General features: G+C 62.1%; 12 protein-coding genes. 5 read left to right on the top strand and 7 right to left on the bottom strand.

The genetic code is table 11. The features are described 5' to 3' along the window. Window positions 1–79 precede the first annotated feature (79 nt). The 4 genes from K1X71_20065 to K1X71_20080 all read right to left on the bottom strand — a co-directional run bounded on the left by K1X71_20065 (window position 80) and on the right by K1X71_20080 (window position 2,754). A complete protein-coding gene (locus K1X71_20065) occupies window positions 80–298 on the bottom strand; it encodes a hypothetical protein (protein MBX7075444.1) in 219 nt (72 codons plus the stop codon). A gap of 115 nt (window positions 299–413) precedes the next feature. Continuing rightward, window positions 414–818, bottom strand: a complete 405-nt coding sequence (locus K1X71_20070) for an integration host factor subunit beta (protein MBX7075445.1) — start codon at window positions 816–818, stop codon at window positions 414–416. Window positions 819–1,138: 320 nt separating this feature from the next. After that, complete coding sequence (locus K1X71_20075) at window positions 1,139–1,555, bottom strand: YkgJ family cysteine cluster protein (GenBank protein MBX7075446.1); 417 nt, start codon at window positions 1,553–1,555, stop codon at window positions 1,139–1,141. A 41-nt stretch (window positions 1,556–1,596) separates the two neighbouring features. Then, window positions 1,597–2,754 (bottom strand): aminotransferase class V-fold PLP-dependent enzyme, encoded by a 1,158-nt coding sequence (locus K1X71_20080; GenBank protein ID MBX7075447.1) that lies wholly within the window; start codon window positions 2,752–2,754, stop codon window positions 1,597–1,599. Between the two features lie 80 nt (window positions 2,755–2,834). Between K1X71_20080 and K1X71_20085 the strand changes: the two genes are divergently transcribed. From K1X71_20085 to K1X71_20095, 3 genes are read left to right on the top strand one after another with little or no spacing between them, the layout of a single operon-like run. Continuing rightward, window positions 2,835–3,143, top strand: a complete 309-nt coding sequence (locus K1X71_20085; protein MBX7075448.1) for a DUF997 family protein — start codon at window positions 2,835–2,837, stop codon at window positions 3,141–3,143. Continuing rightward, window positions 3,136–4,770, top strand: a complete 1,635-nt coding sequence (locus K1X71_20090) for a sodium:solute symporter (protein MBX7075449.1) — start codon at window positions 3,136–3,138, stop codon at window positions 4,768–4,770. Before K1X71_20085 ends, K1X71_20090 begins: the two co-directional genes overlap by 8 nt. Before the next feature lie 16 nt (window positions 4,771–4,786). Then, window positions 4,787–6,064 carry an MFS transporter gene (locus tag K1X71_20095; GenBank protein ID MBX7075450.1) on the top strand — a complete coding sequence of 426 codons (1,278 nt, stop codon included), beginning with the start codon at window positions 4,787–4,789 and terminating at the stop codon, window positions 6,062–6,064. 6 nt (window positions 6,065–6,070) lie between these two features. On the opposite strand, the gene K1X71_20100 is transcribed toward K1X71_20095, so the two are convergent. Then, the gene (locus K1X71_20100; protein ID MBX7075451.1) at window positions 6,071–6,958 is read right to left on the bottom strand and encodes a serine/threonine protein kinase; all 888 of its coding nucleotides are present in this window, start codon (window positions 6,956–6,958) and stop codon (window positions 6,071–6,073) included. Between the two features lie 363 nt (window positions 6,959–7,321). Here K1X71_20100 and K1X71_20105 point away from each other — a divergent pair, with 363 nt between their 5' ends. Beyond that, entirely contained in the window at window positions 7,322–8,092 is a 771-nt protein-coding gene (locus K1X71_20105) for a PEP-CTERM sorting domain-containing protein (protein ID MBX7075452.1), read from the top strand. Here K1X71_20105 and K1X71_20110 read toward each other — a convergent pair. Then, window positions 8,065–8,862 (bottom strand): YceH family protein, encoded by a 798-nt coding sequence (locus tag K1X71_20110; GenBank protein MBX7075453.1) that lies wholly within the window; start codon window positions 8,860–8,862, stop codon window positions 8,065–8,067. The two genes, K1X71_20105 and K1X71_20110, sit on opposite strands and share 28 nt — an antisense overlap. Before the next feature lie 86 nt (window positions 8,863–8,948). After that, window positions 8,949–10,406, bottom strand: coding sequence for a sulfatase (locus K1X71_20115; protein ID MBX7075454.1), 1,458 nt, complete (start codon window positions 10,404–10,406; stop codon window positions 8,949–8,951). Between the two features lie 193 nt (window positions 10,407–10,599). Between K1X71_20115 and K1X71_20120 the strand changes: the two genes are divergently transcribed. Beyond that, the coding region (locus K1X71_20120; protein ID MBX7075455.1) for a DUF1080 domain-containing protein at window positions 10,600–10,919 on the top strand (320 nt) is incomplete at its 3' end.

Here is a 10,919-nt window from a genome sequence, read left to right on the forward strand (position 1 = left end):
AGCCGCAATGTACCGCTCGCGCAAGTGCCCTACAACCGCCGCGCAACTGGCACACACAGGATATCAGCCGCCAACCGCGTCAGATGATGCCGCCATGCACGCGATACGGCGACATGTGCGACGGCTGGTCCAAGAACCAGATCCGCTCCCACTCGTCGAGAATCAAACGCAAGTCCTCAGACGTGTAGATGAGCTGCCGAGTACGGCGGATGGGATCGCCCGAATAGGCCGGAATGATGCACCCCGTGGTGGTCGCCAGGCTAATCGCCGCGATTACGGCCAGGAGCAATCGGTGCATCGCTAAACTCCTCCGTGAGTGACCACCACCGAGACGCTCCGCGTCGCGGCCAATGTCCTATGTTGCTGCGCCCAACGACTTTCGATTCACTGCGGCGGTTTCGTCGGCGCCCCAGCTAGTGGACACCTTCTCGAAAGGTCGCCGAACTATCCAGCGGCGCCGTCATATCGGCCGGCTGCTGGCTGTTTGCCTCGTGCTCAAGTTGTTGATTTTTGCGTGCCGCTTCTTGTGCGGCCTTCTCTTCCAACTCGCGCACGCGTGCTTCCATCTCCTTGCCTGGCTTGAAGGTTACGACGTATTTCTCCGGTACGTAAACCTTGTCGCCGGTCCGCGGGTTGCGAGCCTTGCGCGCCGCCCGCTTCTTAACCTCAAAGACCCCAAAATTGCGCAGCTCAATGCGGTGTTCCTCGACAAGCGTCTCGACAATCGCATCGAAGGTCTTCTGCACAATCTCTTTCGTCTTGAGCTGGGTCAGCCCGATTTCGTCCGAGATGGTCTTGACGATCTCTTTTTTGGTCACGACTCAGTTCTCCTGGAACAGAGGCCTCCTGGCCAGCAGGGGCAACGCTCCAAGTGTAGGTGGCACAAGAACTAGAGTCAATACAGTCCAGAGTTTACGTCGCCAAACCTCGTCGATTTCTGGCCCGATTTTCGCGGTCGCAAGGGCTGGCTAGGCCTGCCGATTCCGCCTCCCTCACGTCGAGTTCGGCCGCCGACCGCCTGGCTAGCATGCATCCGCGATAGACCACGCATCTGTTATCGGCGCTGCGATCCGCAGAATCGACTCAATCCAGAAAATTTGCCACTTTCATGGCAAATGGCCCCTGCCCTCCCAGATCGCTACAGCCGAATCACCTGGAGTTGAGCAACGATCTGCTCGACCGAAACCAATTGGCCTTTTCCGCTGCCCGGACACGCCTCACAGGTTTCCTTCCAGGCCGCCGGAGTGCGGACATTCGATTCCCAGAATGGCCAGGTCCGGCATTGGCGCGGGCGGTCCTCATAGACCGTGCAGTGGCGCTTTTCGGGATCGAAAAAGACGCAGTCTCCGTTCGGAAACTCCACCAGGCTCCGTCGCACCCCTATCTTGCGCACATACTTACGCTCGAATTCCTCAATCGATAGCGAAATCCGTCGAGCCAAGCTGGCAATTTCCTCCTTGTTCACCCACACATACCCCGGCGCGCCGGTGCAGCAATCGCCGCAGCCGGTGCATTGAAACCGCAACCCATCCTGATACCACGGCGTTTGGCTCATCCCTTCCTCCCACCAATTCTTGCACTAGCGCCGCTATCGTATCATGTCTGCCGCGCTTGTGTGGCGATCTCGGCGATAGCGCCGACTGCGGCGTCGATTTGCGCCAAGGTGTTGAATGGTCCCACGCTCAATCGAAAGCTGCTCCCCACTCCAACCCGCGGCGCGCAGTGCATTCCCGCTCGCCCTTGAATGCGATAGTGGCCATCGAGCAGGCTCGCTAGGTCGTGTGGATCCAGACCCTCGATCGTCAGCGATGTAATGCCCGTTGCCGGCGCCGCGCAATTGGCGCCATGCAGTCGCAACCCGTCGACTGCGGCCAACCCTTCTCGTAGTCGGGCGTTCAACTGGGCAGCATGCCCACCGATTTCGGAAACGCCGCGCTCCGCCACATAAGCCACTCCGGCCTCTAAGCCTACGATTCCCAGCGCGTTCAAGTTGCCCGATTCATATTTCTCTGGCAGCGTCTCGGGCTGCCGATCCGATTCGCTGATGGTCCCCGTCCCTCCCTCACACAACGGATCGAGCAGTCGCTCTAACTCGGGACCCACATACAAAAAGCCGGTGCCGAGCGGCCCCAAGAGTCCCTTGTGTCCCGGCGCCGCGAGCAAGTCGGCGCCCAGCGAGCGCACGTCGATCGCCACATGTCCGGCCGTTTGCGCCGCGTCGACCAGCACATGTGCGCCGCGCTCATGCGCCGCCGAAGCGATCGCTGCCACAGGCTGCACCACACCAGTCACGTTGGAGGCATGCGTGATCGCCACCAACCGCGTTGCCTTGCAAGTCGCGTGGCGCACGGCATCTGGCTCGATGATCCCCTCCGCATTCGGCGCCACGCGCGCCACCGTAATCTGCCCAGCGTCTTCGAGCCGCCGCAACGGGCGCAGCACCGAGTTGTGTTCCAGATCGGTGGTCACCACATGATCGCCGCGCTTGAGCAAGCCATGAATCGCCAGGTTCAAGGCCCCCGTGCAATTCTGCGTAAAGATGACGCGCCGCGCTTCCTGGATGCCAAACAGCCGCGCGATGCCAGCCCGAGCGCGGCCGACGATCCGTTCCACTTCAACAGCTTCGCCATACGTGCCTCGACCCGCCGGCGCGCCCAACTCGCGCTGATAGCGCTCCACGGCCTGGTAGACACGGTCCGGCTTCGGCCAGCTTGTCGCCGCGTTGTCCAAATAGATGCGCTGAGTGATTTGCATGGGGTTATTCTACGGCGCAGCGTCCGTTAGCGAACCTGTTTGCTTGAACCGAAGCGCCAAGACCGTTATCGTTCGATGCCATGCACACCACGCCAGCCGACAAATCGTTGCGCCATGCCCGCCGCGAAGCGCTGGTGGTCTTCGCCATCTGGTTCGTCGCCATGATCTACACCGTCGGCTACTGCTACTGGTTCGGCTACGACCGTACCGTCGCCAGCCTCACCTTCGTCGCCGGCTTGCCCGATTGGATCTTCTGGGGCGTCGTGACCCCTTGGATCGTGTGTTCGATTCTTTCCGCCTGGTTCTCGTTCTATTACATGAGCGACGACGATTTTGGTCCGGCGCTGCGCGACGCCGATCTGTCCGGCGAGGCCCCATCCGATGCCTGACGCCGCGGCCCCCCTCACACCCGGCGTTGGCGCGCTAGCCGCTTTGCTCTTGGTGATCGCCATCAGCGTCTGGATCGGCACAGCCGCCCAGCGCCGCATTGAGGGAGGCTCCTTTCTCAGTGGCTACTTCCTCGGCAATCGCGGCCTCGGCGTCTGGGCGCTAGCCCTCACCGCCACCGTCCAAAGTGGCGGCACGTTCATGGGCTTTCCGTCGTTGGTGTACACGCATGGCTGGATCGTGGCGCTCTGGATCGCCAGTTACATGGTGGTGCCCATCATGTCGTTCGGCGTGCTCGGCAAGCGCTTCGCGATTCTCTCGCGCCGCACGGGCGCGATTACTGTGCCAGAACTGTTTCGCCAACGTTTCGAGAGTCCGGTCGCTGGCACCGTCGCGTCGATCTGCATCATCCTCAGCCTCTCGATCATGATGGCCGCGCAGTTCAAAGCCGGCGCCGTGGTTATGAAGATCGCCTGGCCCGGCAACGGTGCGCTCGCGCTGGCCGACAACGCCGCCGCCGAGATTAACACGGCCTATTACGTGGGACTCGCCATCTTCTCGGTGACCGTGATTGGCTACACGCTGATTGGCGGCTTTCTCGCCTCGGTCTGGACCGACCTCTTTCAAAGCGTACTCATGCTCTTTGGCGTGATGCTGCTCTTGGTCCTGGCGATCCCCGCCGCTGGCGGCATGCAGGCCGCCACGCTCAAAGCAGTCGCCAGCACCGGCCCCAGCTTCGCCTCGGGGCCCGGCTATGGTCGCGATTTTCTGCCGCTGGGTTTGGCCATCTCGTTCTTCACCTTCTGGGCGTTTTCGAATCTCGGTTCCCCCGCCGGCATGGTCCGCTGGATGGCCTGTCGCGACATGGCCACCATGCGCCGCTCAATTTTTGTGCTCGCCATCTACAACCTGCTGATCTATCTGCCACTCATCGCCATCTGCATCGCTGGCCGCGCCATCTTGCCAGACCTCAAACATTCCGATGAGGTCATCCCTCGGCTGGCCATTCTCCTGACCCGCGATTTACCCGGTGGATCGTTTTGGGCAGGCCTCGTGCTCGCCGCCCCCTTTGGCGCCGTCATGGCCACCGTCAGCACCTACCTGGTGGTGATTTCCTCCGGCTTGGTGCACGACATCTATCAACGACTCATCAACCCACAGGCCACCGAACGTCAACTGCGCGGGCTCACTTACAGCGTCACCATCTTCGTCGGCGCGCTGGCTATTGCGGCCAACATCTGGCCCGTCAAGTATTTGCAAGCGCTCGTCGTCTTCAGCGGCAGTAGCGCCGCGGCCGCCTTTGTCGTGCCGGGCCTGATGACCGCTTATTGGCGTCGGGCCACCGCCGCCGGCGTCACTGCGGCCATGCTCTTGGGCACGGCCACGGTCTTCGCGCTCTTCGCCCTCGGCTGGACATTGCCAGATCCCATGATCGGCCAAGACACAAGTTTTCGACCGTACTTTCTGCTTCAACTCGACCCCATCTTATGGGGTATGGCGGTCTCCGCCATTGCCGGCGTCTCCGTCAGCTATCTCACCCGTCCCCCCAGTCGTCAGTGCCTGGCAAAGGTGTTCGACGGCGCCATCCCCACCCAGCCAACGCCCCACTCCAGCCTGGTTCACAGCTAACCCCCGCGAGCCGCTCATGTCGCAGACCATCCATGCCCCGCTGCAATCCCCCCTTCATCAGCCGCGCCAAAAAATTGGCCGCGCTCAGTGGATGACGCTCATCGCCGCCTTTCTGGGGTGGATGTTCGACGGCATGGAGATGGGCATCTTTCCCCTCGTTGGTCGGCCCGCGCTGCGAGATATGCTCGGCCTGAATAACGAAGCCGACGTCAGTCGCTGGTTCGGTTATGCAATCGCCGTGTTCCTCATTGGCGCGGCGCTCGGCGGCGTGGCGTTTGGCTGGCTCGGGGATCGTATCGGGCGCGTCCGCGCGATGACGTTCAGTGTGCTCGTCTATTCGCTCTTCACCGGCGCCTGTTATTTCGCCACCGAACCGTGGCATCTCGCCGTGCTCCGCTTCCTCGCGGCGCTTGGCATGGGGGGCGAGTGGTCACTCGGTGTGGCGCTAGTCATGGAGAGTTGGCCCGGAATGGCGCGGCCCCTCTTGGCAGGCGCCATTGGCGCGGCTTCGAACGTCGGCTTCCTGCTCATCGGTCTGCTCACCCATCAATTTCCGGTCGATGAAACCAACTGGCGCTGGGTCATGCTCGCCGGCGCCGCCCCTGCTCTGCTCACCTTTTTTATTCGCATCTTCGTGCCCGAGAGCGAGCAGTGGAAAACCGCCGTTGAACAGCGCGAGTCATCACCATTGTCCGAAGTCTTTGGTCCCGAACTGCGCAAGTCCACCCTATTGGCAATCGCCTTTGGATCGATTGCCTTGATCGGCACCTGGGGCTCGGTGCAATGGATTCCCACCTGGATCGACAAGAGCGTGGGCGGCGCCCAGCCCGAGGCCAAGTCGGTGGTCGGCATGCTCGCCGCGGCGGGCGCCATTGTCGGCTGCTTCGCCGGCGCGCTGCTGGGGGGGCGCATCGGACGGCGTCCTGTCTATTTTGGCCTCTGTCTGCTGTCGCTCGGCCTGTGTACTTATCTTTTTCGATATCTCACCGAGTACGACACGCAGCTACTCGTCGTGGTGTTCCTTGTCGGCGCCGTGACCGCCGCCTTTTACGGTTGGTTGCCGCTCTATCTGCCAGAACTCTTCCCCACCCGCGTCCGCGCCACCGGCCAAGGTTTGAGCTTCAATTTTGGTCGTATCCTGGCGGCAATTGGCGCGATGGCGACCGGCCAACTAGTGGCGGTCTTCAACAACGATTATGCCCGCGCCGGCGCAACGATCAGCCTGGTCTACATTGCGGGACTGATCCTGATCTGGTTCGCCCCGGAGACAAAAGGGAAACCCTTGCCCGACTGAGCAAAGTCAACAGGCGATGCGATCCGCGATCGCTTCAATCTCGACTGCCACGAGTCGCTCCACCGCTTCGGTCCCCTGCGGCCGCCGGAGCGGATCGTTCGCTACCAGATCCTCAACCAGTTGCGCCAACCGCGCGGTCGCCAACGGGTTCAATTGTCGCATTCGCTTCGCAACCCCTGTCGGCGGAACGATCCGCTCAACGCCAAATGGCAGCTCGCCAGTCACTAGCTCGTACAGAGTGACACCGAGCGAATACCAGTCGCTGCCCGGATCGGCGCCCGCCGCGTCGCTTGCCACTTCTGGCGCCATGTAGTTGGGAGTCGCCGCCAAAGCGCGGCTGAGCCCCGTTTGTCGTTCGCCAATGGGGCGCGCGAATCCCAAATCGATGAGCGTCAAATGCCCGTCCGGGCCGACCAGCATGTTGGCCGGTTTCACATCCCCATGAGTCCAGCCCGCCGCGTGCAGCGCCACGAGCGCCTCGGCCGCTTGGCGCGCATGCCAAACCGCATGCGCCGCGCTTTGCCTGCCCGATCGCGCCAAACGCGCTTGTAGCGTGTCGCCTGCCAGCCACGGCAACACGATGAACCAGGGAGCCGCACGCAGCTCCAAGTCCAGCACCGGCGCCAGGTGCGGATGCGTGGAGGCGCGCCCCGCCGCTGCTTCATTCATAAACATCCGCGCCGCGTGCGAATTCTCCGCCCATTCGCTGCGCAGCGATTTGACCACATACCGTGCGCCGCCCTGTTGTTCGCCGTCCACTGGCAGCGCCAGATGCAATCGCGCCAGGTCTCCTTCGGCCAGCAATTGAGTCAGCCGCCAACGCCCCCACTGGACAAGATTTGCGCTCGCCGCGCGCGGCGCTGGCCGTGTGGCTGTCGTGGTGCTAGCTGTCATCGCTGCGAATCGCGGAAGACACGCCGGTGGCGGCAAGGATGAGCTATCTTCCGTATCGGTCCCCAAGGCGCGGCCAATTCAGTTTGGCTTCACGGTCGTCGCGATTCGCGCCATACTCAGAGATAAAACCAGCTCTCGCCAGCAGCATGAGCGCATAAAAGAAGCCGCGTCGGCGGGGCAGGAACCGGCGCGGCTGGTTGACCAGCCTCACGAGGAGGCGATCAAGTAATTACATCCTATCAGCCTTTTTTCTGGCGGCAAGAACCTATTTCCAGATTCTTCTGCTATCGCTCAAAGCTCCCCCAAATTATCCTAATAATCCTTGAACTCCACCTAGGATGTCCTCAGCAATAGGAGTCGCTGTTGCGGTACCTTGCCTGTCTATCCCTCCTCGGCGCCTTCGTTTTTCCCCCCTTGGTCGCCGCCGCCCCCCTCTACGATGCCAGCCTTGGATCGCTCCCCACCGATCAGGGATGGGTTTTCCTTTCCGACATCACCCCTGGCAGTTCCGTGGGCCAGCAACTCGTCGGCGGCGCCGCCCAGCTTGATACCACCACCAATCGCAAAGACCTAGCGGGCTATATCCGCTTCGACAGTTTTGATGCGACAGCCGGCTACCGATTGCGCATCGACCTCAAGATGCTCGCGGAAACGCATGTTGCCAGCGATCGCAACCGCGACGGCCTCGACGATCGGGCTGGCTTCAGCCTCACATTGGTCGGCAACAACCTCCAAGGCATCGAACTCGGTTTTTGGAACAACCGCGTGTTCGCCCAATCCGACAATCCGCTCTTTACCCAGGCGGAACATGCCCTTTTTGACACCACCGCCTCAATGACGACCTACATGCTCACCGTGAGCGGCAACGCCTACTCGCTCTATGCCAATGGCGCCCCGCTCTTGAGCGGCCCGCTGCGCGATTACAGCAGCTTCGGCCTGCCGTATAGCGTCGCCGGCTTCCTTTACCTTGGCGACAACACCACCTCCGCCAAGGCTAGCAGTCAATTAGCGTATGTCTCGCGCGAGACGCTCCTCATCCCCGAACCCGCCACTTGGCTGCTGGCCCTGATTGCCATGGGTTGCACGCTGCTCCGGAGAGTCCGGCCTCAAGCGCCCAGCGCCTCGCGCAACTGACGAACCTCGTCCTGGCAGGCGCTGAGATTCGCGCTCAGTTCGTCAACGGTCGCTCTTAACTCGGCGACCTGCGCTTTGACCTCGTCCAACTCGCGGCTTTCCATACCCCCTTCCGCAGCGCGGCCCACCAGCGAGGCGCCGGTGCGTGGGCTCGCCACGACCACCGCCGATGATTCCTCGGGCTCTTCCGGTGCGGGACTCGCTTGGTCCCCGCCGGCGCCGGCATATTGTCCCTTCAGTCGCTCGAGTTCCTCGGGACGATAGAGATTGTGCGACAGCACGTGACCGCGTCCTTCACGCGTCAACGACACAATGAGATTGCGGGACTTAAGACGGTCCAAAATGGTCCGCAGCGCCGACAGGTCGCTGATCGCCTCCATTCGCGACGCGCGGCCGCGCAGCTCCCCTTCGGTTTGCGCACCGCGCAGCAATAGCTCGGCCATGACCGCCATTTCCACCTTGTCCACACCTAGCCATTCATAAGCCAGGTGGCGAAAACGCTCCACGCGGCTTCCCCCTTGCACCACCGACGCGGCGCCCAGCGAACGGAGCCGATCCAAAGACTCTTGAACCTGCTCGTCGTCCAGCTCCATCGTTGGAAAGCGATTGCTCTTCTGATTGCAGGCCGCGCGCGTCGCGTTGAGCGACAGTGGATATTGGTCCGGAGTCGTCTTCGCCTTTTCGACCAGCGCCCCCAGCACGCGCCGATCGCGCGCCGAGATCGCTTGCCATTTGGTGCCCACCTTGGCTGTCGAATCGCCTTCGTCCATGCAAACTCCCATCCGGAATGTCGCGCCCCACACCATCGCCTCGGCACGTCGCCCAGATTAGCGATGTCGCGCCCTCCCCGCCACCTTCATTTTCCCTCGCTTGCCCAGCGCCGCATTTGGTCCAAATTGGCCTCAAACACCTGGCGTCGTTCTCCACGCATCGCATGCAAATACACCGCCATATCGCTGTCGTACATCTCCGGCGACTCCGCCCCTTGCGCGCGCGTTTCCTGCTCCCATTTCGTCAATCGCATGCGCATTTCGGCCAGCTCCTTCGCGTGCTCCGCATCGGCCGCCAGGTTGTTGAGCTCAAACGGATCGGTCTCCAGGTCGTACAGCTCCTCGGGCGCCCGTTTCGGCGCAAACAAAATTCGCTCGGCCAACTCGTCCAACTGGCCGGCGGCGTGCAATTCGCGCAACCGCTTCACAATCTGCTTGTGGTCCTTGTAATGGCTGGGCTGCAAGTGCGGACGTTGCGGCAAATCGTTGCGAATGTACTTGAATCGCGCCGTGCGCGCCGCGCGAATCTGGTCCACTGTCTCGTCGCAACGATCACGCGCCGAAAACACGGCCCTGCGCGGTTGATAGTTCGCCGCCAGCAGATCGCGCCCTTGCATCAACGGCGGCGCCTCAATCCCTGCCAGCGCCAGTGACGTCGCCGCTAGGTCGATCAGTTCCACCAGGTCGTTCCGCACCGCCCCACGCTCAAGACCCGGCCCCATCACCACGAGCGGCACATGAATCCCTTCGTCGTACAAAAACTGTTTGCCGCGCGCATGACTGATGCCGTGATCGGTCAAGAAGAAAACTACGGTGTTCGCCAATAGCCCCTCGCGCTCCAACCGCGCGAGCACCTCCCCCACCTCGCGATCGGTGTATCGCACCGCGTCCAGGTACCGTGCCCAATCCTCAAGCAAGACCCCATCGCGCGGATAGTAGGGCGGCAGCGTCACCCGCGCTGGGTCGGTCGGCTCTCCCAGTTCCTCGCGAACTGTCTCTGGCCAGGTGTTCCGCTCGCGCTGCTTGCCGCCATGCAATTGCACCTGCATGAAAAACGGCTGTCCTGGGGCGCGGCCCGCCCAATCGTTGCCGTCGTACATCGCGCGCGGCCACTCAAAGTTGTAGTCGGTCTTCCCTAAATCGTCTCCACGCGCCAATGGCCCGCCAATGCAAGTGTAGTAACCCGCCCGCTGAAACAAGACCGGCGCCGGCGTCACGCCGTCGGGCAACTCAATCTTTAGCGCTCCGCGGCCGCTGCGATGGTGGTGCGCGCCGATCGAGGTCTGGTACATCCCCGTCACCAGCGCCGATCGACTCGGCGAGCAAACCGGCGCCGTGGTGAACGCCCGCGCAAATCGCGTCCCCTCGCGCGCCATGCGATCGACATTCGGAGTGGCAATCAGCTTTTCCCCATAGCAGCCAAAGTTGGGCGACATGTCGTCGACCACGATCCAAACGATGTTCGGCCGCGCCGCATTGGCCGTGGCGCCTCCCGACAATAGCCCCCCGAGCGCCAACAATGCACAGAGTAGCGCGCGTCGCATTCGATTCTCCCCGCAACAACAAAGCGCGAAGTTGTAAATCCTCGATTCCCCAGGTCGATAACCTAACACGAGTCGCGCCAGGGGTGCATCCGCCGCCCCTCCGTTTGCGCGCCCTGGCGATTGCGTCGCGCCGCCGGCGAGCGCAAAATAGGCTCCCTTACCAGAGAATCATCAGCCCACAAGGACTTTACTCATGCGATATGCCCCCTGGGTACTGCTGGCCACGATGCTGTTCTCTTGCGTTGCCCAAGCCGACGAGAAACCCGCTGCCGCGGACGCCGACGGCTGGCAGACCATCTTCGATGGCAAGACACTCGATGGCTGGAAGGCCAACGAACTCCCCGAGAATTGGACCGTGGAAGACGGAGCAATCACCGGTCGCGGCAAGCGCAGCCATCTCTATTACATGGGCGAGGAGTTTGAAAATCTTGAGTTCAAGGCTGACGTCAAGATCAACAAAGGAGGCAATTCGGGCATGTACTTCCGCGCTGCCTACGGCGAGGGTTGGCCCCG

The organism is Pirellulales bacterium, assembly GCA_019694455.1.
Classification (GTDB): domain Bacteria; phylum Planctomycetota; class Planctomycetia; order Pirellulales; family JAEUIK01; genus JAIBBY01.

Coding starts and splice junctions, on each gene's coding strand:
- K1X71_20110 (MBX7075453.1), bottom strand. CDS start 8,862: ATGGACGAAGGCGATTCGACAGCCAAGGTGGGCACCAAATGGCAAGCG.
- K1X71_20065 (MBX7075444.1), bottom strand. CDS start 298: ATGCACCGATTGCTCCTGGCCGTAATCGCGGCGATTAGCCTGGCGACC.
- K1X71_20080 (MBX7075447.1), bottom strand. CDS start 2,754: ATGCAAATCACTCAGCGCATCTATTTGGACAACGCGGCGACAAGCTGG.
- K1X71_20085 (MBX7075448.1), top strand. CDS start 2,835: ATGCACACCACGCCAGCCGACAAATCGTTGCGCCATGCCCGCCGCGAA.
- K1X71_20075 (MBX7075446.1), bottom strand. CDS start 1,555: ATGAGCCAAACGCCGTGGTATCAGGATGGGTTGCGGTTTCAATGCACC.
- K1X71_20115 (MBX7075454.1), bottom strand. CDS start 10,406: ATGCGACGCGCGCTACTCTGTGCATTGTTGGCGCTCGGGGGGCTATTG.
- K1X71_20100 (MBX7075451.1), bottom strand. CDS start 6,958: ATGACAGCTAGCACCACGACAGCCACACGGCCAGCGCCGCGCGCGGCG.
- K1X71_20090 (MBX7075449.1), top strand. CDS start 3,136: ATGCCTGACGCCGCGGCCCCCCTCACACCCGGCGTTGGCGCGCTAGCC.
- K1X71_20095 (MBX7075450.1), top strand. CDS start 4,787: ATGTCGCAGACCATCCATGCCCCGCTGCAATCCCCCCTTCATCAGCCG.